This window comes from Methylomonas sp. Uni0009 (genome assembly GCF_054188105.3).
In genome coordinates, this window is the sequence record NZ_JBTAFN010000001.1 from 3,385,999 (window position 1) to 3,410,363 (window position 24,365).

Sequence of the window (24,365 nt, forward strand, 5' to 3'; positions counted from 1 at the left end):
CCCCTATGGCGTCAATCATCGGGGCTGGGGGGAGAAGAAAGCCTTAGCTGTTGCCACCCGTAGCACTGGCCACCCGCATGGCGGCACCATTGCGGGCACGGGGGAGGAAAAGCATTGACACCACCGCCGAATCCGGATCAGAATGTAGTCGTCAGTCCGCAGACTGGCCGGGCGTAGGAAACCCGTTTGAATAGGCGACAATCGCCACCTTAGCCAGTGGCTTTTTTATGCCCGTTGTTCGGCGCGGCCTTGCCGTGTCTGTTGCTATGGCGGGCTTGTTTGGGCAGCCTTTACGGGCTGGCCGCTCCTATTCGCGGTATTTCCTACCCCACTCAAGCCCGTCGCCCATGCCGTAGGAAGCAAGGCGGCGGTTAACTCGTTTATGAATAGGAGAAGCTACCATGCCTAGCGCATCAAATCCCGCTCGAATCGAGCAACAACAATCCTTTACCCAACCCTTACACCAGGCCTTTGCTAATCTGGCGTTTAGCTACGGCATGACCATCAAGGAAGCCGAACGCGGCGAGCTGACCGGCTCCGCAGTGGTCGGCCTGCAATGCGACTGCGAAGAGCTGTTGGCGCTGTCGGTATCGCTACGCGGCCAATTGATGAAGGTGCAACCATGAGCGCCACAACCAGCAACACCACACCTATCAAACTACCTTACTTTGTCGCGGATCAGCGCGGCAGGTATCGCGCTAGCCGAGCATTGACCGAAGAGCAAATCATCAAGGCGGCTACCCTGCTGCTGAATCAACGGGTAGAGCGCGGCTCGCAGCTGACTAGCCCCGATATAACCCGAGCCTATCTTAAAACCCAACTGCGTAAACGTGAGCATGAGGTGTTCGTCTGTTTGTTCCTTGACAACCAGCACCACGTTATTGAATATGAAGAACTATTCCGGGGCACGATTGCCGGCGCCAGCGTTTACCCGCGCGAAGTAGTCAAGCGCTGTCTGCAGCTGAATGCAGCGGCGGTCATATTCGCCCATAACCACCCGAGCGGTACAAACGAACCTAGCCAAGCAGATCGGCAAATAACCGATAAGTTGAAAGCGGCGCTAGGGATGATAGATGTTCGGGTTCTGGATCATTTCATCGTTGGCGACGGTGAACCCTATTCTTTTGCCGAACATAGGATGATTTAACTTGAATTATCTAACATAGCCCAGGCGGATCAAATGACAACCAGCTTGATACAAGAAGAGGAATTGATGGAATGGAGCGGATTTAAGCGCCGCACAGCCTTGGTCAACTGGTTGCGACAGTGTGGTATTCCTTATCTACTTGGCAATCACGGGCGTGTTTGTGTTACTGCGGAATCGGTCAATCTGCCGCTATTGCATATTCAACGGGTTTTAGCCGACAGTAGCGACGACATTTTTTGAAGCCGCATGGATCGCGGCTTATGTTGGCTGGATCGGTCGAAAACTCAGGCGGCAATCAGCTTGTAAAGCGTTGGCCGGCTAATGCCGTATTCCTTCGCCAGTTTGCTTTTATCGTCGCCCTGTTCAACCCGTGCTTTGATTTCGGCGGTTTGTTCCGCTGTCAGCTTGGCCGGTGCGCCTAGCTTTTTGCCTTGGGCTTTGGCCGCTTCGATGCCTTCCCGTTGGCGTTCCTTAATCGATATTGTTCGAATGTGCCGTCTGGTTAAAACGAACTGATAGCGCCCGCGCGAGCTATCGGCTATTCTTTTGGGACATACTTGCCCTAATTGATGCATAATCAGTATATCGGTTGATATAGAAAACAACCGGCAACATACCAGTAATGGTTTTTTAAAAGTTAAGAGTAATTTATGGCAGCATTAGTACAAGGCAAAGTTAAGTGGTTCAACGATGACAAGGGCTTCGGCTTCATTGAACAAGATGGTGGCAAAGATGTGTTTGTTCACTTTAGCGTCATTCAAGGTAGCGGCCGCAAAACCCTGAGAGAAGGCCAGAGCGTAACGATGGAAGTGACCGCCGGAGCGAAAGGCCCTCAAGCGGAAAACGTCACCCCTTTATAGTCGTCATGCGGTGATTGGATTTTGGTAGGCAAAACTCGAAGGAGTGACACGAATAGTGATACGTGCGCAATGTTATATAAATAATTTTTTATAAAACAATGCCTTGTATTTCATATCGGTTCCGACCCTCGTACCACCTACCTATCTTAGGTAGTCCAAAGAAATTTAAAAACCCGCTAGCCGTAAGGCTCAGCGGGTTTTTTATTTTTAAGCGATGCATTTTCGCACCAAGGTTCTCCACGAGGTATTGATATGCCTTTCTCCCGTTCTAAGCAAACCGATCCCACCCGAAAAATATCGACCTTAAAGGCGTTATGGCCGTTTATCCGTCCCTATCGCGCTAGAATGCTGGTAGCCTTTTGTCTATTGTGTCTCGGCTCGGCGACGATTCTGTTAGTACCTTTGGCGTTCCGCGATCTGATTGATTTTGGATTTGGGCAGCGACAGGCAGAGCAGGGTGGGTTGTTAGGCGCGCTGAGTATTGATGGACATTTTCTGGCGCTATTTGCCTTAGCCTGCCTGTGGGCGGTGACGATAGCCGCGCGTTATTACACGGTCAGTTGGGTTGGCGAACGGGTGACCGCGGATTTGCGCAGCGCGGTTTACGAACGGGTTTTGGCGCAGTCTCCGCAGTTTTTCGAAACCTTGCAAACCGGGGAAGTTTTGTCACGACTGACCGGCGATACCACGCTGATTCAGACTGTGGTGGGCAGTTCGATTTCCATGGGCTTACGCAGCGTATTCCAGTTTATCGGCGGCATGATTATGTTGGCGGTGACTAGTCTGCATCTGTTCTCATTGATATTGGGCTTAATGATCTTGCTGACCTTGCCGATTTTGGCAATGGGCCGGAAAGTAAAAAAGCTGTCGCGGGAGTCGCAGGATAAGATCGCCGATGCTTCTGCGCTGGCTGGCGAAATTCTCAATGCGGTGCCTATCGTCCAAGCCTATAACCAGGAGCGCCGCGAAGCGAAACGCTTTAGCGAGCGCGCCGAAATCAGTTTTATGACAGCTGTCCGTCGCAGCCGGTTTCGTTCCGCGTTAACGGTTGTTGTCATCACGGCCGTGATGGGTTCCATTATTTTCGTATTGTGGATAGGTGCCAACCAGGTCAACGCGGGTGTTATGACCGGCGGGCAACTGGCTTCTTTCGTGCTATATGCCACGCTGGTGTCCGGCGGGGTCAGCACCATAGCGGAAGTATGGGGTGACGTGATGCGGGCGACCGGCGCAACCGAGCGCTTGCTGGAACTGCTATATGCCCAACCGGCAATCATTGATGCTGCCACACCTCAGCCTTTGGTAAATGGCGATAAAGCGGCGATTGAATTTCAGCAAGTCAGCTTCAGTTACCCGTCGCGCTTGCAAACCGCCGCGCTGGATAGAATCGATTTAAGTATATCGGCAGGGGAGAGCGTCGCTTTTATCGGTCCGTCCGGCGCCGGCAAGACTACGTTGTTTCAATTGCTGTTGCGTTTTTACGATGTAACGCACGGTACCATTCGCCTTAACGGTCAGGATATTCGTCACCTATCCTTACAGGAACTGCGCGGCAAAATTGCCATTGTGCCGCAGGATGCTGTGATTTTCTCGACCACCGCGCTGGAAAATATTCGTTACGGCCGGCCCGAAGTCAGCGATGAGGAAGTTATCGCGGCCGGGCAATTGGCGCAAGTAGCGGAGTTCATCGATCGCTTGCCGGATGGTTACCAAACTTTTCTCGGCGAGCGCGGTACACGTTTATCCGGTGGGCAAAGACAGCGCATCGCCATCGCTCGGGCCATTCTGAAAAACGCACCGCTGTTGTTGCTGGACGAGGCGACCAGCGCGCTGGATGCAGAATCGGAAGTGTTGGTGCAACGGGGTTTAAATGCCGCCATGCAGGGTCGTACCACCCTGATTATCGCGCACCGTTTGGCCACCGTGAATAAGGTCAGCCGCATCGTGGTGTTGGATCAAGGATGCATCGTCGAAACCGGATCGCCCGAGGATTTGCGCAAACAAAGCGGACTCTATGCTAGGCTGGCGAATCTACAGTTCGATGTGCAATAAGTCTGCATAAGCCTAATGCCTGGGGCGAACCTGTTGCGGTAGAAGATGTATAGCCATCAACTTGGCTTTTTCAATTTATACTGTCAGCGGAGAACGGATTCTATCTTCCCAGTTACCGCCACCCGCCAAGTCCAGCCATGCACCACAAATTAGTAACATTTGTCCGAGACGATATTTGGTTGTTGCACGAGCAAGATCTGCCTTATGTTCAAGAAAAACTGATCAAGTATTTAAAAATCGTTATTTTGTCCTGGCAAAGTTTCGGTTTGGATCTTTGTCAGCTACGTGCCTCCGCTTTAACCTTGTACAGCATTTTGTCGATAGTACCGGTCATCGCCATGTTGTTCGGGATTGCCAAGGGCTTTGGCTTTGAAAGCATGCTGGAGCAAGAACTGTTGCAGCGCATGCCGGAGCGAGATACGTTGGTGGTGCAGCTAATCGGTTTTGCCAAAAACCTGCTGGAAAGCGCTAAGGGCGAAGTGGTGGCCGGGATAGGGATTGTCGTACTGTTTTGGACCGTGATCAGCTTGATAGGCAATATCGAAGAGTCTTTCAACTACATCTGGAAAATCGGCAAGAGCCGGTCGTTGGGCCGCAAATTTAGTGACTATTTGTCGCTGATGTTGTTGGCGCCGGTGTTGCTGATCGCCGCCAGCAGCATCACCGTCTTTGTTAGTACGCAAATCACTTGGTTTATTACCGTCATGCAATTGCCGGCGTTTGCCAGCTGGCTGGTGGTCAAAGCGCTGAGTTTGTCGCCGGTGCTGCTGATGATTGCCTTGTTTTCCTTTACGTTTATTTTTATGCCTAATCATAAAATACACGTTCGCGCCGGCATTATCGCCGGTGTAGTGACGGGCGTTAGTTATCATTTGTTGCAATGGGCGTATTTAAGCTTGCAGATCGGCGTGTCGAGTTATAACGCCATTTACGGCAGTTTTGCGGCGCTACCCTTGTTTGTGGTTTGGCTGCAAAGCTGCTGGATGATCGTTTTATTCGGTTGCGAGATGGCGTTTTTTACCCAAAACTACCAAACCTATCGAAACAATAATCGCTTTGCACATTTAAGCTTTGCGCTGAAAAAACTGGTGGCTTTACAAGTCATGCATTTGATAGTCAAAAACTTTAGCCAGTTGCAGACTCCCTTAAGCGCAGCCGACATCGCCGGCAAGCTGGCCATACCTATAGCGATCATTCAGGAAGTGCTGGCGAAATTACTGCTTAGCCACCTGCTGGCCGAACTGAAAGAACCTGATGGTAGCGACGAGGTCTATCTGCCGGCTGTAGACATTCATATCCTGACCATCAGCTTTGTGATCAACGCACTGGAGCAATGCGGGCAAAACCAATTGCCGGAAAGAAATCAGCAGCCGCTGCTGATCGACGCGGTCGAAAGCTTCAAGAGTCTGATAGAAGCATCCGAGCGTAATCAGCTGCTAAAAGACATTTGAAAGGCGTAGCAGTCTCAACTGTGGTTTGTTGTTGGATATTGCTAACGCTTGCTATCAGCTCAGGCCGGCTGATTTTAGACGCCTTGCCTGCTTTAAGTTCTTGTAGGAATGTTTTGAAGTGTGAAGCGAGTTTTAACGAGTGTGGGATTGCCTGTTCTTTGTCTTGAGTTCGAAGGCTAACCGTAATTTGTTTGAAATCGAGCTAACTTTGATGCTCGGTTGGGATGATTAGGCGGAAGTAAAAGACATTTTTACGTCTGAACAGGTAAGGAATTTTACCCATAAAAAAGCCTCAATTGTGACATTGTTTTGTGAAAAACGTCGTCAATTGAGGCTTTCTGCTTGAAAAAATCTTGATTTATCAAGGTTTTAAGTAATAATGGCGGAGAGCTAGTCCTTCTAACAAAAGTCCGATACTGTTTTTTGTCGTCCTAAATTCTTGTTAAAAAACGATAAGTTACAAATTTATTGTCCAGCTTGGTTCGATAAAATATACTCCAATCCGATGCCGAAAGTAGGGTAGGAAGTAGGGTAGGATTTATGAGTCGAATTTTGAATAAGCTGAACGCACGCAAGGTTGTGACGATCAAAACTCCCGGTTATCACAGTGATGGTGGTGGTCTTTACCTACAGGTTAGTCCGACACTTTCAAAAAGCTGGATTTTCAAATTTGTCAGGAATAAAAAGGCTACCGAGATTGGTCTGGGTAGTTTTGGCGATATTTCGCTGGAAGCAGCCCGGGAGCAAGCATCTGAATACCGAAAGCTGCTCAAGCAAGGTCTGAATCCTCTGGTGGAAAAACGGAAAATTGAACGCGAACTTCACTTGTCGGTCGCCAAATCAATGACATTTGCAGAATGCGCCGCCGCTTACATTGATATTAATCGCCATGGCTGGAAAAATCCTAAGCATGCTCAGCAATGGTCCAATACCCTAGAACAGTACGCATATCCAACCATCGGCAAACTCCCTGTCGCAGAAGTCGATACGGCACTGGTTGTTAAATGTCTTGAAGGAATCTGGACGTCCAAAAATGAAACGGCCAGCAGATTGCGAGGTCGCATCGAGACAGTGCTGGATTGGGCGACTGTAAGCAAATATCGAGAGGGTGAAAATCCAGCTCGATGGCGTGGTCATCTTGACAAGATATTACCTAAACCATCCAAAGTTCAAAATGTCGAACATCATGCCGCATTGCCTTACACTGATATATCGGAATTTATTGTAAAACTAAGAAATCAACAAGGCATAGCCGCGCGATGTCTGGAATTTACGATCCTTACCGCTGCCCGAACCAATGAATCCATTGGCGCAACTTGGGATGAAATAGATGTTAGCAGTCAGACGTGGACAATTCCCGTCGAACGCATGAAAGCCAACAAACCCCATCGAGTGCCCTTGTCATCTCGCGTAATAGCTATCGTTCAGGAGATGGGTCTACTCAAAACTAATGAATTTGTTTTTCCTGGGTTAAAAAGAGGTTTGTCGAATATGGCCATGCTGCAACTATTAAAACGCATGGGCCTCCCGGAACTGACGGTTCATGGATTTCGATCTAGTTTTAGGGATTGGGCCGCTGAAACAACCCATTATCCCAATGAAGTAGTTGAAATGGCATTAGCCCACACGATTAAAAATCAGGCAGAGGCCGCGTATCGCCGAGGCGATTTGATGGAAAAGCGATCTCAGCTCATGGCCGACTGGACCAGATATTGCGAACAGGGTAATTAGGCTTTAAGGTAGTGTTCCGGTTAAGTTCAAATAGTAGCGCGTATGTTTGCGTTCTCCCGTTCTAAACAATACGCCCTGAGCGACCAGATCCTGCAGATCACGAGTGGCCGTTGCCGACGGTGCTCCTGTGATGCTGCGATATTTGTCCGCACTCAATCCGTCTGTGAAGCCATCCGGACCTTCCCGAAACATTCTGGCCAACGCTTTTTCCTGTCGCGGATTCAGTTGCCCGCGTACGCGGTCGTAGATTTTGGTTTTTTGAATTAAGAAATCGATCCATTGATGTGTGTATTCCTGAGCGGCCATCACCAATTCGGCGAAATAAACCAGCCAGTCAGTCACGTCGATCTGCTTGTTAGCCAGCTCCAACGCGGTGTAGTACGCATTGCGTTGACGTTCGATGGTAAATGCCAGAGCGATTAATGTCGGTTGCCCCAGACATTGGGCCAACGCCTTTTCGGCAATGGCGCGACCCATGCGACCGTTGCCGTCCTCGAACGGATGAATGCTGACAAAATAAAGATGCGCAATCCCCGCGCGCTGTAAGGCCGGCAAGGGCGTGTTTCCATCAGGTGCCGTGCGATTAAACCAATCAATGAACCGATCCATTTCCGGCGTCATTTGGCAGGACGGCGGCGCCTCGAAATGGACCTTGGGCGCATAAATGGGACCGGAGACAATTTGCATCGGGTCGTCGTGTGTTCGATACCGCCCGACATCCTTTAGGTCGCTACGACCAGCCGTAATCCAGGTATGCCAGCGATACAACTGCTCGTGAGTTATGGGCGTGGCAAAGTGCTGGTAAAGATCGACCATAACCTCCGCGATACCTTGTTCGGCTGGCGGGACTTTTCGATGATCGGTGGTTAAACCGAATTGGCGGCAAATCGAAGACTGTAGGCTGTCCCGGTTGAGATATTCGCCTTCAATGGCTGATGTTTTCAAGGCTTCATTGCTGATCAGCTCGATGGTCAGCTGCCGTCTGTCTTCTTCAGACAAATGCTTAACCGCGCCGAATGACACACCGGCGCCAAGCAACAAGCGCTTTTCAAAATCGTCCAGCTGCGTCGCGTTGTAGGTGAAGCGCGGCCAACCCGCCAGTTGCCAATTCCAGATCATGATTAATACAAAGTGATTTTATAGATCATAAATATAGCATTTATTGAGCTATAAAGGACCTGTTTAAACATCACGCAGCCAGCATTGCGACTATGGGCAAACTCAAGCCCTGTAACTGTTGAAAATGAGATTACTGGTATTACCGGTGTTACCACCCTGTCTGGTATAGGCTTCAAAGGATATGTTGACGGATTACCCAGTATTACCGGTATTACTCGCAGACGATGTCTATAAATAAAATAAGCCTCCAGATCATCGAGGTCTGTCTCTTATCGAAATCGATTTTGGCGTAACCCCAGTTTTTAATTCCCCGATTTTCAATGGCAGTTGGTGCGAAAGTCATTCATATCTTTAAATCTGAATTGTCCAATAAAATCCAACACCGTCCTGCCTGAATTAGTTTCTTAAGTAATTGAAATAAAATGAAAAAACTATTTGACAGTCGCTCAATTTCAACCCCAAAATAAGCCCGCACGTAGAACTTTTCGGGACGAAATTTTCATAGACTGCACTTCGGCAGTATAAAAAGCGAAGAAGTACCAGCTACATAGTCCCTAGTGGGATGGCAGAGGAACGCCGTTGGATGTACTGTGTCCGTTGGGCCTTAGGGTCATGCGTCCACGCTTAAATATATTTTTGGTGCAGATGGGGCGTTGAAAACGCTCTATCTGGGTCGGCAGGGAAAATGCGCCTCGATGAAAGGCACGGTCGCTGTCGATAGTGAAGCTCGTTTTAAAATCATCAACGATCGTCTGCCGATCGCTGAGTAATCCAAAGCGCCTCAATGGCGCAAACCAATAGACCGCGCGAGTAGAGTTTCGAAAGGCGGTGTTGCCATTGCGCGTTTGCAGGCGCGCAGAAATTTTGCCTGGAACCCCGGTTCCGCAAAATGGATAACTGAAGTGGTGTTTAACCGGTTCAGTGGTGGCAATCGTTTGCTATGGTTTTATATCAATCGCTCCCCTCTGGATCGGCGTCAGGCGACTGCCTGCCCACCCGAGTAAGGCGATTGAAACTCTCTTAAGAATCCCGTCGTCCCGTTTTCAGATCGGACTGTGCCACCGGCAGTCGCGTTTGCCGGCGTAGGCAGCCGATTTCGTCACGCGGATTGGATCTGGATTCCCTTCAATTTCAACCCGGACGTTTCAATAACGTCTGCCGGCACACACCCAAGCCCACTGTTTCGCAGTTTCTAAAAAACAGAAACAGAACAGGCTTTAAGCATTTCCATTAAGTAAATCAACCGGATACCTGCGTATTTGTCGCGGGTTTTGCCGGGTCAGTCTGTCACGAACGTGTAAGGGGCCGAGTTTAGCGTCGCAGGTGGACGCTGAATCCGTCTGGCCAGCACCCCGAGTTCGTCACCGACCGACACCAATTACTCGCCCGCGCAGCGAGTCATAAGCCGCGCACCTCACACTGGGTATACACCTCCGCCGGGTAGGCAACCCGTGCGTCAACACTCATCGTCATGAGTTTGGCCTTGTATACCAAAGTGGGGTTGGAGCCGGGGTCCCCCGCTCATGACGAAAGAAAAACTGTTTTAACAAGGCCACCCCGGCTCCCTTGTTCAAAGCCGACGGCTGATGCGCATGGCATTGCCCATGAAGTCAGTCCCAGTCCGCTTTGGACAAGGGAGTCTGTTGCCAACCATTTTTTGGAGAATCGTATGCCAACCCAAACCACTAAATCCAATCCATTGAAACGAAAGTCGATACATCAAGATCAAGCGGACGATGCCCATATGGCAAACGCGGCTTTGGCTGATCATGCCAAGCCGAGAAAAACACGTGACTGCAAACAGCAAGGAAACCCCGGCAACAAACTCGGCCGCAATCTCGGCCTGGGCAGTCGCAACCTGACCCGAGCCGGAAAAACCTGCGCCCATCAATCCGGCAAAGCGTTTGCCACGCGCGGCACACTCGCCGAACGCTGGTCGGTGTTTGCCAAATGGCTGGAACAAACCCATGGCATTAAACGCATGGAAGACATTAACCGCGAGCACGTAATGGCTTACGGCCAAGCGTTGAAAGGCCGAGTGGAACGCGATGAAATGAAAGCCTCGACCGCGCAACTGTATGTCTCGGCGGTCAACAGCATCATGACGTCTGCAACCCAAGGCGAATGGCAAACGGTCAGTCCGACAAAGGATTGTGGCATACCGAAACGGCGCTACATTCCGGAAACCAGCAAAGCCATGTCACAGTCGCAGCACGACCAGCTGCAAGTCAGCGTCGACGACGAACGCATTACCGCATTGCTCAAACTGCAACGGACATTGGGTTTGCGTTTCAAGGAATCGGCTTTGCTGGATGCGCAAAAAGCGCTTCGCCAAGCCCAACGGGAAGACCGCATCACAGTCTTCAGCGGCACCAAAGGCGGTAAACGGCGCCAGGTGCCGGTGTCAGTGGAAGCATTGGCGGCATTGGAAAAAGCAGCCGAGCTGCAGGACGGACCATCGATGATTCCCGCCAATCTGCGCTATGTCGACTTTCGCGACCACTGCTACCGCCAAGCGCAAAAACAGCAATTCCAATTTCATGGCCAGCGCCATCATTACGCCCAGCAGCGTTACCTAGCATTAACCGGCGTTCCGGCGCCGATCAATACCGACATTGCAAAATCAGTCTGGCATGCCTATATGGCCACCCAACTCAACATCGATCTTGCAGCAGCAGAAAAACTGGATCAACGCGCCCGCAGCATCCTATCGCAGGAACTGGGCCACGAGCGTCTGGAGGTGGTGCGTGTCTATATTGGTTAAACAAATTCATGCTCTAGCCCACCACTATGTTCGCCAGGGTTCCAAAGCCCATCGCCGCTTGCAGTTAGGCCGCATGATCAAGTTCGTGGAATTTATCGAACAGACTGAACGGCCGCACAACCTGCATGAAATCGGCAAACGCCACGTCATTGCCTTCTGGAGAGCGCACCGCGACCTGGCACCGAAAACCGCTCATGCCTATTGGTTGGCGATGTGCGTTATTTGGGAATGGACTGATAAGCCGGGGCAACCGCCGAAACCATTATGTATTGCCAAATTCGAACATAAGGAGGATCAGCCATGAGTGAATTATTACTGGATGGAGAAACCTACAACTATCTGTGGCTGACTGATCGCAGCTATCCCAAGGCGCAACAGATATTGCGCCGGTATCATGGCAGCACCGAACGCCCTTGCTGTCAGTGTCTGACGGATACACGGAATCGGCAATTGGTCATCAAAGTTCGTGGTCAACGATATTACCTGGCCCGCAAAGCCGACACCAGTCACCACCATGCCGAATGGTGTCTGTTGTACGAACCGCCGGAAACGGCAGGCTCATCAGCCAAACAGAAACCAGCTATCCAGTACGAAGGCGATACCGTCAACGTGAAACTGCAAACTCAGCTGACGCGCACCAGCTTCACAACCCAGCAAACCGACGACAAGCCGGTTGCCGAAGACAACCCCAATCTCCCCCGAAGCAAGGCGCCCAGCCTTAAACCGGGTCGAGCATCAACTGGGCTAGTGGGCTTGTTCCATGCCCTGATCCAGAAAGCCCAACTGAACGACTGGCGGCCGCAGCAATCGGAACGCCGGTTTGCAGCATCTACCCGAGCACTAACGAAAGCTGGGCAAACCGTCACCCTGGAAAAGCAGCAACCCGTCGCGGAACGCCTGGTGATCACCCTCTGGGAACTGAGCCTGGAACATAGCCAAGCCATCAACCTGTCCGCGCTGCAAACCAGGACAGACGATCCACAACAAGCTGCCATCGTGGTCGGTGAAATGATGGAGTACCGGAAATCCACCAAGATAGAAGGCTCCCTTGGGCTAAAATTGAAACTGTTGAACGTCCCGCTGTGGCTGCCGCGACTCGTGACCGGAAAGGCGACCAACAGCTTTGGCCAGTTATTCAGCGAAATCGGCAAACCCGACCGGCGCATTTTGGCGATTGCGACGGTATTTCGTAGCAAAACCAGTTTTGTCGTCAGCGACATTGGACTGATCCGTACCAACCGGCAATTCATTCCGGTCGACTCATCCTATGAACTGCAGGTGGCCGACAAACTGATTGCCGAACAACGCAGATTTAGCAAGCCGTTGAAATTGGATGCCGAACTACTCTACCTACCGGATTTTCTGTTACACGACTGCCAGGCTCCATGGGTCATGGAGGTGTTTGGCATGATTAACGATGACCAATACCAAGCTCACAAACTGGAAAAGCTTCAGTACTATCGAGACCATGGCATTCAATGTTGGCAATGGGAACCTGCAGTCGATAAAGTGATGCCGGATTTTCCGGATAAGACATGAACTGCCATCGGCGGGTCTCGGCCATAAGCTGACCATCACGCTTTTCAAATCAATGGAAGGTGATGGTCTCAGAGCAGTCGCTCAACGAGCGAGGTAAACGGCCTTGCGCGGTTTTGTGCGCAAGGCCCGGTTGGGCGGCGCTTGTAAATTCTCAATACTTATTGGCACGTTCCGTAAAGGAAGCCGCCATTGTTTGAAGTTCAGACTTAATGCCGTCCGTATGTACCAGTTGATCGTACTCACCGGCAATCCACGCAGCATTGATGTCAGCAAGTTTTGATATTTCTGACCAAGAGTAGTAGTCAAGACGAGCTGAGGCCAATTTGCGGATTGCCTCATCGAAATTGCTGCCGGAGTGTCTATGCAGCGCTCGCGCGGAAATCATTTTTTCGAGGGTGTTAGTGAAAAACAGAAGGAAGAACATGGCCTCGCGTCGGCGCGACTTTAAGTCGTTTCTTTCTTTGAGAAAGTATAAAAATAGTGCCCCAAGGAAACCGATGCAGGCTGAGGCAAGTGGCAATAATGATGTTGTTTCGTTTGCAATGCTGGTTGTCATAGAACTGTAACCCCTTTCTTTTGCACATTGTCGAAGAAGGCGTCAAGTGATTCGGCCTTTGACGCGCACTGATCAAAGTATTTCTTAAGTTCAGCAATCTCTGTATCGTCACTCTTACTTACTCTTCGATATAGCCCTGTGCAGGTATCCAAAAGAGTTTCCTGAATTCTGTTCATATCTGGGAGAAGCTCGTTCTTCTTGAGGTATTCGCGTAGTCTAGGCATATGCTTCATCTCAGTGCGGAGTGAACTGGCCAAGATTGCGGCAAATGCAATGACTGACTTTGCCTTTGTCGTAACCATGAGCGAGGCGTATTTACTGTATTCATCGCCTCGTTTGATTAGATATGCATAGTCATATTCGGATGCGATTGATGTTATCAAATCGTTTGGAATAGATAGCCACAAGTCATCGACCACAAGCTGCAGATAGTTAAACTCGAAGCAAAATTCAACTCTTGCCTCGCCGAACGCATCCGAGCGTGAAATAAGCTGGTGACCTCGGGGCGTCACGTATAGGTCTGGTTCAGATCTTAAAATCTCTCCAGATGCATCTACGTCAATACAACGTGAGTCATTGGTGCTACACAAGCTTCCGACAACCAAACGAACCAAGTCTTCGTCATAGTCGCCAATAGTGGAGAACAAGCGCAGCAACTGTTCAATACGGCGCGATTTATTCTTTGCAATAACTTTAAGGATAAAGTACTTGAGCCAATAAGTCGGACGATGCTCTGGGTGAGCCATGGCGAACTCATCAGGCACGGCAGCACGGGCATCGACTAAGAATAGATTGGGAAAGTGACCGACGCGCTGAGAGTATCGTCGTTTGAGATTGAGCAAGTACAGGCTTGGTAGATTTTTGCTTTGGCGCATTAGCAACCGTTCGAAAACCTCGGTATCCGCAAGATCAAACTCCAATCGGTCGATGAACTCGACCAATGATCGATACCCATGATTGCCAAGGCGAAGTATCAATTCGATCTCGGGCCGTAGCCGTTCCCCTGCGTCCTGATTGGCAAGTAGCGATTGAAGTGCGGTCAGATACGCATTTTTTGTTTTTCCTATCCATTCCTGTGGGATGACACTAAGTGCTTCGTCGAAGAGTCGTAGCCGTGCCTGAAGCACTTCTTGATCGTCTTGAAGTACTAGCTTGTGCGCACGCCCAAATTCTCGGTCTTTTTCGCTGTGGTCATTGCAACCGGCACGCAAGTACTCGTGAACATAGTCGCGACAGATAATTACGACACACAGACCACACCACCCCAACTCATTTCGAGAGGTAAGGCATGAGATAAGATACTTGAGGTTTCGTACTACCGCCTCTCTCTGAAGGTACTTGTATTTAGTGGAGAAGCGATACTTGGAATAGTGGAAGTGGTAGCGATCGACGTTGTCGACTAGAAGCACTAGTCTCAATTTCCGACGCGCTAAATGTTGCGTGAGTTTGCGAATACGGTTGACAAATCCGGTATCAACGGGGTCGATGAAGCGCCCTAGTTCGCTAATAGTCTCAAGAGTGGGATTGGAACGAAGGCGCGTTGTGATCAGATCTATTATGTTCTTTTCGAACCAAGCGTCATCAATGGGCCGAAGGTTGCCATTGTCTTCCAACTTGTCGTCAACATTGACATACACAGGAACGACTATGTAACCCCCTTCATCTTGCACCTGATATGGGACCTTCTTTCCAGCAAACGCAATTTGACGAAACAGGGAAATGACAAAAAGGGATTTACCTACTCCAACATCGCCAACAATATATGTGTAGGTGTTGCTTCCTAACTCTACCGAGTTCTCAGGACTATCCGTTATTGGGTTTGACTGTATGTCTGCGCACAGCTTATCGTATGAAATGAAGTCCTCAGGCTTGTAGGGGGCATCTGTGTATGGGGACTTTAGAATTGCAGGCGGCACATAGTGCTTGTCGATGAAGCGCACCAAGATTTCGTCTCTTGGGATGTAGCGCCTAGCGTTCCGTGTGAGAAGAGTGAAATGGTCAACAGGTTGGCGATCACTCCATTGCGTGTGGTGATCGAAGCAATCAAGGAAAAGATCAATTAGTTTTTCGTCGCCTGTGGTACGGTCGCGCTCGAAGATTGGCCAATTGACACGCTTCTTCGCTTCAGTCGAGATGGCATCTTGTATGCGCGTGAAGTAATCAGCGTAGTTCTCTTTCACGGCGTTTATTCCCTAGGAATTGTTGGGTGCGGCAGGCGGCACGGCGAATTGTGGAGCCCTACGATAAGGGTGACTTGACGGCGAAAGCGTAGCGACAATAGGAGAGTAGCTTTTGACGGTCAAGTTGACCCGCTGGATAGCCATCGGAGCGCTCACAAATAAGTGAATCACCGTTGGTATCACCAGTTGCTCGGCGCAGTACATATAACCACACCAGAACTGCCACCGTTAGAAGAGCAAACACTCCTAATATCTACTAAAAATGACTCGTAAAACGATAAGCTATTGATCGACACATGAATTTCTCTTCTGTATATCAACGGAACCAATAAATGGCCGATAAACATCAACTAGCAGTCATTGAATCAGATTGTACGATAGTCTGCAACGGGTCGCGAGCCGACCTCTATCCCCCAAAATTGATCCTGCCAGATTTCCGGCTTCATCTGATATCACCAACCGGAAACCCGGCTTTGGCTAATCGTTTCATCCAGGCTGCGCGGTTGCCGTGCGCGGCAAGTAGCTTCATCAGGCCATGCTGAAACTCGACTTCTCTGCCAGCCAACTTCATGGCTTCGGCGAGATCTTTCAGCGCTTGCAAAGCTTGGTCATAGGCATGGCCTGATCCGCGCTGCAAGGTTTTATCGATGGCTGCCCAGGCTTGATCCGACATAACGGCCAGTTTCTCCAGCTGTTGTTTGCGTTCCGCTTGGCGTTTGGTTTCTTGAACGGCGCGGTATTGGCGTTCGGCTTCCAGACGTTTGCTTTTGGCGGCTTCTCGACCGGCGTCGATTTGTTGAACAGTTCGTTGGAGCGGTTGGGGATGACCTGGAGCCTGTTCGCGCTGCCATAACAGATACGCTTGCCGCACGCTTCGTTCCGCTTCTTGACCATGGCCTTCCAGTAACAAGCGCACGGTAGCCTGCATGGATTCCATCGATTGCGTAGCAAGCCAAAGATCGATATCTGGATTTGTCGTATCGCGTTCCGCCAGAGGCGGACTGGCGTTGGCGGCGGCCGCGAGCCAATCAGGGTCGATCTGCAGAAATTCCGTCAAAGCGGTTTGCGCGGGCGTTAAGGTTTGCAAGCCGGCGGGTAATGGCGGCTCGATGTCCTCGTCACCCAACTCTTCGTTACCAACGCGAGCCAGCCATCCCAGGTACATCGGGCGGGTATCGCCGCGTAACAATTCGTCCCGCAACGGCAACAAACTACTCATCCAGCCGGGGCCGTCCGTCTGACTCCAGAAGCGTTCGAACTCACCGGACTCGTCGTTAAAGTCCCAGCTCAACACCCAGTGATCTTTGAAATGTTGTGCCGAAAACGCCTCGCAAAAATCAGATTGCGCGCCGCAAACCGATTTTCTGGTATAGGAAGCCAGCAACTCTTTGTCCAATGCCGACAGCGGCAGCCGAAGCATCAGGCTGCAATTGCCCCAATTGGCAGAATAGATATGGGCGTCGAAATAGCGCTGCATCCAGTCCAGCGGATCGCCTTTCAGGTTGCCCCAGTGATATTCGTTGATGAAACTGGTGGCTGTGATGGTGGCACGCGACGAGCGGCTACGAAGTTCTGCTTGCTGCTGCGGGGTTAACGGCTTGTCTACCGCCCGAAATTCGTAATATTGATATTCGCTCATGCCATTGCCTAATCGATCAAGCGCCTGACTTTAGTGCCGCAATGCTGGCACTTGCCCTCCAGCAACAAGTCGTTTTGTACCGTCGAACAGCTTGGTTCCAGCATGGTGGTGTTACCCCGACATTGCCCGCACCAAACCGTGCTTAAGAATAGTTGTCGGTCATGTTCCGGCAATGCCTGCCAGCGTTGTTGTGCCTGCTTGGTGAATTGGTTAGCCATGCGCTTATAAACGAAATTGTTTCAGAAATCCTCAGCGGAAATTAGGCTCAACGCTGATTGCTCATCAACTCATTCACCTGAACAATCAACTGACGTTGCTTTTTCCGCATTTCAAAACAATACGCCAGACCTCGCTCGAGTTGCATGTCTCTAGGATCGTCAACAGAACCGAACGTCAAATTCCCACACATCCGGAAAAATGCACGATTAGCGGTAGCTGTCTGACACAACGCAATCCGTTCATCCACTTCATGTTCCACCCATTGCTGAATCTCCTCATCGGATTTGGCGGCCCAGGACAAATCGGCACCGGCATACTGGCGGATGACTTCCCAAACCACAACCGGTATGGCCACCGTGATTTTATCGGGTGAGGCTTCGAAAAATGCCTGCTCCAGTTCCAGATAAACGGCATCTTGTTCAAACGCTTCGTGGTAAAGATGGAAATTCGGCCCGCAGGCGATGCTGGATTTGGTGGACATGGGATTGATTGTCGATGGAAATCTAAAATTTAGAGACGGAATAAGCCAAGCTCGTTCTATGGTAGCGCCGAATACAGGTGGTTGCATAATCCGTTTCAACTGGCAAAAATACCAGCATTACCCCAACCACCGTCTCCGACTCTTGAGCCCAGTTTCGCAAAGCCTCCAAAGGCTCGTGATACGCCGCGTCAAAACTAATACTTGTTTCACCAAGCAAATTTATATAAATTTGCATTTTTATAAAATGGCGTTGCAGGTGGTCCGATGACTGAATCAGAGATCTACGAGCAAATCAAAAACGCGCTGGACGATGCGCCACGCAATCAGTACACCGTGGAAATGCACCTGCAAATGATCAAATACGCAGATCAACTCAAGTCCGTCACCGCCAAAGAATTTTGTGAAGGCGTCGGCCTGAAACCCAGTTTCGGCGCCGAATTCAGCAAAATGCGCAACCTCACTCAACGCCTGAAAGCCGCCGGCCTGAACACCGATTTACTCTAACGCCCTGGAACGGCAACTGGAACTCAACCATGCAAGATATTAAAACCAGCGACAGCGCCACGCTGTCCAGCTTTATCTGGAAGGTCGCCGACGAATTGTGGGGCGACTTCAAACACACGGACTTTGCCCGCATCATTATTCCGCTGCTGCTATTGCGCCGCCTGGAATGCGTGCTAGAGCCAACCAAAGCGCTGGTACTCAAGGAATACCAAAACGAGAAAGACTCAGGCATCGACCTGGACCTGATCCTGCCGTCATTTTCCGGTCTGCCGTTTTACAACATTAGTCCCTACACCCTGGACACACTGGGCGGAACCAATACCCGCGCCAATCTGGAAGACTATGTCAGCAAGTTTAGCGCCAACGTGCGGGTGATTTTTGACGAGTTTGGTTTCGTCAACACCTTGCTGGAACTGGATAAAGCCCGGCTGCTGTATCGCATGACCCGGCAGTTTGCCGCTATCGATCTGCATCCGGAGGTGGTATCAGACCGGGTGATGTCCAACGCCTACGAAAACCTGATTCGCCAGTTCGCCGCCAGCATCAACGAAAAAGCCGGGGAATTCATGACCCCGAAAGACGTGGTACGGCTGGCCACCAAACTGGTGTTGGCGCCGGACGAAGCCGTGTTTGCCGACAAAGGTGTGATTCGCACGGTGTACGATCCGGCTTGTGGCTTGCTGGGCTTTATCAGCGACGCTATCGATCAGATTCAGCAGCTGGGTTCCACTGCCACCATTGTGCCGTTCGGTCAGGAGCTGGACCCGAAAACCCACGCCATGGCGCTGACCGCCATGCTGATTCGCGGCTACAAATCGGAAAACATCGCCCAGGGCAGTACGCTATCCAACGACAAACACCGCGAGCGCCGTTTTCATTACGGCCTGGCCAATCCGCCGTTTGGCATCAAATGGGACAAGGACAAAGACGCAGTTGAGAAAGAACATCAGCAACTGGGCTATGCCGGTCGCTTCGGTCCCGGTCTGCCGCGCGTCAGTGACGGTTCGATGCTGTTTTTGTTGCACCTGGTCAGCAAAATGGAACGCCCGGAACACGGCGGCGGCCGGGTCGGGATTGTCTTGTCCGGCTCGCCGCTGTTTACCGGCGACGCCGGTTCCGGCGAAAGCGAAATCCGCCGCTGGCTGCTGGAACAAGATGTGGTGGAAGCCATCGTCGCCTTGCCCACCGACATGTTCTTCAACACCGGCATCGGTACCTACGTCTGGATACTGTCCAACCACAAAGCCGCCGCGCGCAAAGGCAAAGTGCAGTTGATCAACCTCAGCGACACCTGGTCCGCGATGCGCAAATCCGAAGGCACCAAGCGCCGTTACCTGAGTGACGAGCAAATCGACGACGTGGTGCGTGAATACGCCGCGTTTGCCGACAGCCCGCGCAGCCTTATCTTCAATACCACCGACTTTGCCTACCGCAAAGTGGCGATCAAGCGGCCGTTGAAAGCCAAACTGGTGGTCGATAACAGCAAGCTGAAAACCCTGTTGGTGCAAAAAGCCTTTGAAAAACTCGACGAAAGCCAGCAAACCGCCTGGATCGAATTCTTCCGCGACCATCCGGGCGAGTACCCGTATTCATGGGCGTTTGATATCGTCAACGCCCATAACAAAGCCGAAGGCTTCGGCAAAACCGGCAAGGCGCTGGCCACGGCTTTCATTGCCGCCTTCATGGAACGCGACGAAAACGCCGAAGCGGTGCTGGACGATAAAGGTCAGGTCATCGCCGACACCGCGCTCAACGACAGCGAAAGCGTGCCGTTCGGCACCCCGGTGGAAGCCTATTTCCAAGCCGAAGTGCTGCCGCATGTGCCGGACGCCTTTATCGATTACAGCGTGCGCGACAGCAAGGACGGCGAGGTCGGCATCGTCGGCTACGAAATCAACTTCAATCGCTATTTCTACCAATACGTCCCGCCGCGCGCCCTGCACGACATCGATACCGATCTGAAAGCTTGTGAGGCACGGATTCAGGCTTTGCTAGACGAGGTGGCGGAGTAATGAGGGAGTATCCAAGTTATCAGTCAATCAATGGCAGATGGTTTGACTGTTTGCCATCTTCTTGGAATGTACTCAGAGCGAAGTGGATATTTTCTAACGAAAAAGAACGTGCCAGTGATGAGGACGAACAACTTGCTGCAAGTCAGAAATATGGAGTTGTCCCGCAAAAGCTCATGATCGAGTTAAACAATTCAAATGTCATGCTCGCTTTGAAGGGAACTGATAATTTCAAAAAGGTTAGAAAGAACGACTTTGTTATTAGTTTAAGAAGCTTCGAAGGTGGGATCGAATATAGCGAATATGACGGTTGTATTTCCCCAGCATATACGGTTCTTAGACTCAGAGAAATATGGGTTGAACCGATATATTTTAAATACGCACTGAAATGCAATCCATTTATTCAAGCGCTAAACTCAACTTCGGAAGGAATTCGTGATGGAAAAACGATTACCTACGACGAATTTGGTGAGCTGTTATTGGCTTTGCCGCCTCAAGATGATCAACAGTCTATTGCCAACTTTCTCGACCGAGAAACCGCTCGCATCGACAAACTGATTGCTGAAAAGCAAACCTTCATCAAGCTGTTGAAAGAAAAGCGCCAAGCACTGATCAGCCACGTCGTCACCAAAGGCCTGAATCCCAACGTCGAAATGAAAAATTCCGGCATCGAGTGGATTGGTGATGTGCCGGAACATTGGGATGTCAAAAAAATCAAATATCTTTCAAGTAATTTCATGTATGGAACATCTGTTGACTGTAACTTAACAGACGATGGTTACCCTGTCTTGAGAATTCCTAATATCGATGGGGTAACCGTAAATTTTAATGACTTGAAATATACGAGCCTGGACAAAAATGAAGCTAGTCGATACTTAGTTGCGGAGGGTGATGTTTTAGTCATTAGAACTAATGGTAATCCTGCAATTGTAGGCCAAAGCGCTTTGTTCAGTTCTCAGGAAGAATTTTTGTTTGCATCTTATTTGATTAAATTGACGCCTGATAGAAAAATAAACTCAAATTTCTTTATTCAGGCGATGAATTCTCTTTCAATTAGACAAGCGTTAACCTTTCAATCCAGAACATCTGTTGGAAATTACAATCTTAATATTCCATCGCTTTCTAATACATACATGGCAATCCCTAGTATTGAGGAGCAAATACAGATTGCCAAATACTTAGATGTAGTCAAAAACAAATATGATTCAATAATTTCCGAAACTACTCAGTCATTGAATTATTTGGCGGAACACCGCACCGCCCTAATCAGCGCCGCAGTTACTGGCAAAGTCGACGTGCGCCATTTCAAGGAGGAAGCCGCGTGAGCAAGTTAGAAAACAAAATCGAAGCGCAGCATCGCAAACTGTTTGATGTGCTCAACGAACAGAAATACACCGTCGATTATTTTCAGCGCGAATACAGTTGGGGCGAGAAACATATTGAGGAGCTGGTGACGGACTTGACCTCTGCCTTTTTGAATGAGTATGAGCCCGGCCACAAGCGAGAACAGGGCGAAAATTATAATAATTATTATCTTGGTCCGTTCGTGGTCAGTAGTAAGGACGGCAAACGCAGCATCATCGATGGTCAACAGCGATTGACCTCGTTAACCCTGTTTCTGATTTATCTGCACAACCTGCAAAAAGAGCTGGGCTTTAGCGAGAAGATCGAGCCGATGATTTTTTCCGAATTGCGCGGCAGTAAGTCATTCAATATCACGGTGGAAGAACGTATTCCTTGTCTGGAAGCCTTGTTCAATACCGGCAGTTACTCACGAACCGAAACCGATGATGAATCCACCGGTAATATGGCTGAGCGCTATCAGGATATTGCTGAGGCTTTTCCTGACGAACTGAAAAACGCGGCGTTTCCATTCTTTATCGACTGGTTGAAGTACAACGTCATCATGGTGGAAATCATCGCCTATTCCGATGAGAACGCGTACACCATTTTCGAGACCATGAACGATCGCGGTTTGAATTTAACGCCGTCGGAAATGCTTAAAGGCTTTGTGCTGTCGCGTTTTGACCAGGCCGATAAACGTCAGAAAGCCAATGACCTGTGGAAAACCGCCATGATGGATTTGAAGGCTTTTGAAAAGGATGAAGATCAGCGCTTTTTCCAATCCTGGCTGCGGGCGCAATACGCCGATAGCATTCGCCCCGGTAAGGCCGGTTCCAAAAACGAGGATTTTGAGAAAATCGGTACCCGTTTTCATAGCTGGGTGCGAGATAACTTGATTAAGGTTGGACTGGATGTTGATAACGGCAAGACTTTTGAGCGGTTTGTGCATACCGAATTTCAGTTTTACCTGAAGGCTTACATCCAGATTCTTGACGCTGAAAAAACCTTAAATCCAAGGCTTGAGCAGGTCTTTTATATTCATCACTGGGGCATCGCGCCTACGCTGAGCTTTCCACTGATGTTGGCACCACTGAATGTGGGTGATAGTGAAGAAACGGTTTGCGCCAAGATCAATACGGTTGCCCGTTATATTGAAACTTTTGTGGTGCGCCGCTCGGTGAATTTTCGTAAGTTTTCGGCCAGCTCCATTCGCTACACCATGTATAGCCTGGTCAAAGAGATTCGCGGTAAAGACCTGACGGAACTTAAGCAGGTCTTGTCCAAAAAACTGGCGGAAATGCAGGAAAGCTTCGCAGGTATGGATGATTTTCGTTTACATGGTCAAAACTATCGGTTTGTGAAGTTTTTGCTGTCACGCATGACGGCTTGGGTAGAGCATCAGGCGGGGATGAGTACCAGCTTTGCCACCTACTATCAGCCGGAAAAAGGTAAGCCGTTTGAGGTGGAACATATCTGGGCCGATAAATTTACCCGTCACAGCGATGAATTTGCTCAGGAGCATGAATTTAATAGCTACCGTAACCGCATTGGCGATTTGGTATTGTTGCCGCGTGGCACCAATCAGTCTTACGGCGACTTGTCTTACGAGGACAAACACCTTCACTACATCAAAGAAAATTTGTTGGTGAAATCACTGTGTCCATTGGCTTATGTGAATAATCCAAATTTCAGCTGTTTAACACATGAGCTGGCTTTGCCTTTCAAGGCCCACGAAACTTTCAAGAAACAGGATGTGGATAGCCGACAGCATCTCTATCGCGCCATTTGTGAGCGCATTTGGCATCAAGATTTGGATTAAGGCAGGGATGATCACTTATGGCCGCCCGTCAAGGATTATATTTAAAAACCCCGTTGATCGAAAACTGCTCAGAATGGGTTGTATGTCATGACTGAGCTTAATCAATGGAGTGACTACATCGTTTATGTGGATGAAAGCGGCGATCACAGCCTAACCAGTATTAATCCTGATTACCCAGTTTTTGTATTGGCTTTTTGCGTATTTCATAAGCGACATTATTCTGAAGCCATTATTCCTGCACTCACGCAGTTTAAATTCAGCCATTTCGGTCATGATATGTTGGTTTTACATGAGCACGATATTCGCAAAGAAGAAAATGGCTTTAACTTTCGTAACCGTGCAGGGAAACAGTCCTTTATGGAAGAGTTGGGCAATATTATTGAACAGCACAACTTCATAATTATCGGCGTCGCGATTGATAAAAATCGTTTGGCTGAAAAATACCATAACCCGGACAATCCGTACCATATTGCACTTAAATTCTGCCTTGAGCGCTTGTTCTATTTTCTAAGGGAGAAAAATCAGCACGAGTTGAATACTCATGTTGTGGTCGAAAATCGGGGTAAAAAAGAAGACGATGAGCTGGAATTAGAGTTTCGGCGCGTATGCGATGGGCATAATAGTCATGGGCATCGGTTACCGTTTGAGCTCATTTTTGCCGATAAAAAAACGAATTCACCCGGCTTGCAATTGGCGGATCTGGTCGCAAGGCCTATTGGTCTGCATGTCATTCGGCCTGACCAGGCAAACAGAGCCTTTGAAATTTTGGAGAAAAAACTGTACAGCAAAAATGGCAGACAAGGTGTCGGCACTGGCTACAGAGGGTATGGACTGAAATGCTTTCCTTGAAACGCCTTGAAAAACCTAGGCCCCAGAAAAGCGAAAGGCCCCGATGAACTCACCGAAGCCTAGACGCCGATCGGGTACTCCCAATCCACTTGTAAGCAAGCT

22 protein-coding genes are annotated in these 24,365 nt (G+C 49.7%); 15 read left to right on the plus strand and 7 right to left on the minus strand.

Annotated features, from left to right (window positions below; all coding sequences use genetic code 11):
• The first annotated feature begins 401 nt into the window (after positions 1-401).
• From ACWAU0_RS15705 to ACWAU0_RS15715, 3 genes are read left to right on the plus strand one after another with little or no spacing between them, the layout of a single operon-like run.
• Positions 402-626: a hypothetical protein gene (locus tag ACWAU0_RS15705; RefSeq protein ID WP_171694913.1), complete on the plus strand. Its 225-nt coding sequence runs from the start codon at positions 402-404 to the stop codon at positions 624-626.
• Complete coding sequence (radC, locus tag ACWAU0_RS15710) at positions 623-1,147, plus strand: RadC family protein (protein ID WP_253734401.1); 525 nt, start codon at positions 623-625, stop codon at positions 1,145-1,147. The genes ACWAU0_RS15705 and radC overlap by 4 nt, the downstream gene beginning before the upstream one ends.
• A 33-nt stretch (positions 1,148-1,180) precedes the next feature.
• Positions 1,181-1,387 carry a DUF4224 domain-containing protein gene (locus ACWAU0_RS15715; RefSeq protein WP_171694915.1) on the plus strand — a complete coding sequence of 69 codons (207 nt, stop codon included), beginning with the start codon at positions 1,181-1,183 and terminating at the stop codon, positions 1,385-1,387.
• Positions 1,388-1,431: 44 nt separating this feature from the next.
• On the opposite strand, the gene ACWAU0_RS15720 is transcribed toward ACWAU0_RS15715, so the two are convergent.
• Positions 1,432-1,722, minus strand: coding sequence for a helix-turn-helix domain-containing protein (locus tag ACWAU0_RS15720; protein ID WP_171694916.1), 291 nt, complete (start codon positions 1,720-1,722; stop codon positions 1,432-1,434).
• A 75-nt stretch (positions 1,723-1,797) separates the two neighbouring features.
• Here ACWAU0_RS15720 and ACWAU0_RS15725 point away from each other — a divergent pair, with 75 nt between their 5' ends.
• From ACWAU0_RS15725 to ACWAU0_RS15740, 4 genes are all read left to right on the plus strand, one after another.
• Positions 1,798-2,007, plus strand: a complete 210-nt coding sequence (locus tag ACWAU0_RS15725; protein WP_064010690.1) for a cold-shock protein — start codon at positions 1,798-1,800, stop codon at positions 2,005-2,007.
• Between the two features lie 252 nt (positions 2,008-2,259).
• Positions 2,260-4,059 carry an ABC transporter transmembrane domain-containing protein gene (locus ACWAU0_RS15730; RefSeq protein WP_458137203.1) on the plus strand — a complete coding sequence of 600 codons (1,800 nt, stop codon included), beginning with the start codon at positions 2,260-2,262 and terminating at the stop codon, positions 4,057-4,059.
• Positions 4,060-4,196: 137 nt separating this feature from the next.
• Positions 4,197-5,510 (plus strand): YihY/virulence factor BrkB family protein, encoded by a 1,314-nt coding sequence (locus tag ACWAU0_RS15735; RefSeq protein ID WP_458137204.1) that lies wholly within the window; start codon positions 4,197-4,199, stop codon positions 5,508-5,510.
• 540 nt (positions 5,511-6,050) lie between these two features.
• A complete protein-coding gene (locus tag ACWAU0_RS15740) occupies positions 6,051-7,241 on the plus strand; it encodes a tyrosine-type recombinase/integrase (RefSeq protein WP_458137205.1) in 1,191 nt (396 codons plus the stop codon).
• Positions 7,242-7,244: 3 nt separating this feature from the next.
• Here the strand turns inward: ACWAU0_RS15740 and ACWAU0_RS15745 are convergent, their stop codons facing one another.
• Complete coding sequence (locus ACWAU0_RS15745; RefSeq protein WP_458137206.1) at positions 7,245-8,360, minus strand: Fic family protein; 1,116 nt, start codon at positions 8,358-8,360, stop codon at positions 7,245-7,247.
• A 1,669-nt stretch (positions 8,361-10,029) separates the two neighbouring features.
• Between ACWAU0_RS15745 and ACWAU0_RS15750 the strand changes: the two genes are divergently transcribed.
• Genes ACWAU0_RS15750 through ACWAU0_RS15760 form a run of 3 tightly spaced genes read left to right on the plus strand, consistent with a single transcriptional unit; the run spans position 10,030 to position 12,663 of the window.
• Positions 10,030-11,124, plus strand: coding sequence for an integrase domain-containing protein (locus ACWAU0_RS15750; protein WP_458137207.1), 1,095 nt, complete (start codon positions 10,030-10,032; stop codon positions 11,122-11,124).
• Positions 11,108-11,428 carry a hypothetical protein gene (locus ACWAU0_RS15755; RefSeq protein WP_458137208.1) on the plus strand — a complete coding sequence of 107 codons (321 nt, stop codon included), beginning with the start codon at positions 11,108-11,110 and terminating at the stop codon, positions 11,426-11,428. The genes ACWAU0_RS15750 and ACWAU0_RS15755 overlap by 17 nt, the downstream gene beginning before the upstream one ends.
• Complete coding sequence (locus ACWAU0_RS15760) at positions 11,425-12,663, plus strand: DUF1173 family protein (protein ID WP_458137209.1); 1,239 nt, start codon at positions 11,425-11,427, stop codon at positions 12,661-12,663. Before ACWAU0_RS15755 ends, ACWAU0_RS15760 begins: the two co-directional genes overlap by 4 nt.
• Before the next feature lie 151 nt (positions 12,664-12,814).
• Here ACWAU0_RS15760 and ACWAU0_RS15765 read toward each other — a convergent pair whose 3' ends face one another.
• The 5 genes from ACWAU0_RS15765 to ACWAU0_RS15785 form a co-directional block, all read right to left on the minus strand.
• Complete coding sequence (locus tag ACWAU0_RS15765; RefSeq protein WP_458137210.1) at positions 12,815-13,219, minus strand: hypothetical protein; 405 nt, start codon at positions 13,217-13,219, stop codon at positions 12,815-12,817.
• Positions 13,216-15,399, minus strand: a complete 2,184-nt coding sequence (locus ACWAU0_RS15770) for a hypothetical protein (RefSeq protein ID WP_458137211.1) — start codon at positions 15,397-15,399, stop codon at positions 13,216-13,218. Before ACWAU0_RS15770 ends, ACWAU0_RS15765 begins: the two co-directional genes overlap by 4 nt.
• A 442-nt stretch (positions 15,400-15,841) precedes the next feature.
• Complete coding sequence (locus tag ACWAU0_RS15775) at positions 15,842-17,038, minus strand: hypothetical protein (RefSeq protein WP_458137212.1); 1,197 nt, start codon at positions 17,036-17,038, stop codon at positions 15,842-15,844.
• 8 nt (positions 17,039-17,046) lie between these two features.
• Positions 17,047-17,256 carry a hypothetical protein gene (locus tag ACWAU0_RS15780; RefSeq protein WP_458137213.1) on the minus strand — a complete coding sequence of 70 codons (210 nt, stop codon included), beginning with the start codon at positions 17,254-17,256 and terminating at the stop codon, positions 17,047-17,049.
• 47 nt (positions 17,257-17,303) lie between these two features.
• On the minus strand, positions 17,304-17,738 hold the full coding sequence (locus ACWAU0_RS15785) for a hypothetical protein (RefSeq protein WP_458137214.1): 435 nt from the start codon (positions 17,736-17,738) through the stop codon (positions 17,304-17,306).
• 264 nt (positions 17,739-18,002) lie between these two features.
• Here ACWAU0_RS15785 and ACWAU0_RS15790 point away from each other — a divergent pair, with 264 nt between their 5' ends.
• The 5 genes from ACWAU0_RS15790 (at position 18,003) to ACWAU0_RS15810 (ending at position 24,263) form a co-directional block, all read left to right on the plus strand.
• A complete protein-coding gene (locus ACWAU0_RS15790) occupies positions 18,003-18,242 on the plus strand; it encodes an HTH-like domain-containing protein (RefSeq protein WP_458137215.1) in 240 nt (79 codons plus the stop codon).
• A gap of 29 nt (positions 18,243-18,271) precedes the next feature.
• The gene (locus ACWAU0_RS15795; protein WP_458137216.1) at positions 18,272-20,254 is read left to right on the plus strand and encodes a class I SAM-dependent DNA methyltransferase; all 1,983 of its coding nucleotides are present in this window, start codon (positions 18,272-18,274) and stop codon (positions 20,252-20,254) included.
• Positions 20,254-21,576: a restriction endonuclease subunit S gene (locus tag ACWAU0_RS15800; protein ID WP_458137217.1), complete on the plus strand. Its 1,323-nt coding sequence runs from the start codon at positions 20,254-20,256 to the stop codon at positions 21,574-21,576. The genes ACWAU0_RS15795 and ACWAU0_RS15800 overlap by 1 nt, the downstream gene beginning before the upstream one ends.
• On the plus strand, positions 21,573-23,414 hold the full coding sequence (locus ACWAU0_RS15805) for a DUF262 domain-containing protein (RefSeq protein WP_458137218.1): 1,842 nt from the start codon (positions 21,573-21,575) through the stop codon (positions 23,412-23,414). The genes ACWAU0_RS15800 and ACWAU0_RS15805 overlap by 4 nt, the downstream gene beginning before the upstream one ends.
• Positions 23,415-23,501: 87 nt before the next feature.
• Positions 23,502-24,263, plus strand: a complete 762-nt coding sequence (locus tag ACWAU0_RS15810) for a DUF3800 domain-containing protein (protein WP_458137219.1) — start codon at positions 23,502-23,504, stop codon at positions 24,261-24,263.
• Positions 24,264-24,365: the final 102 nt, after the last annotated feature.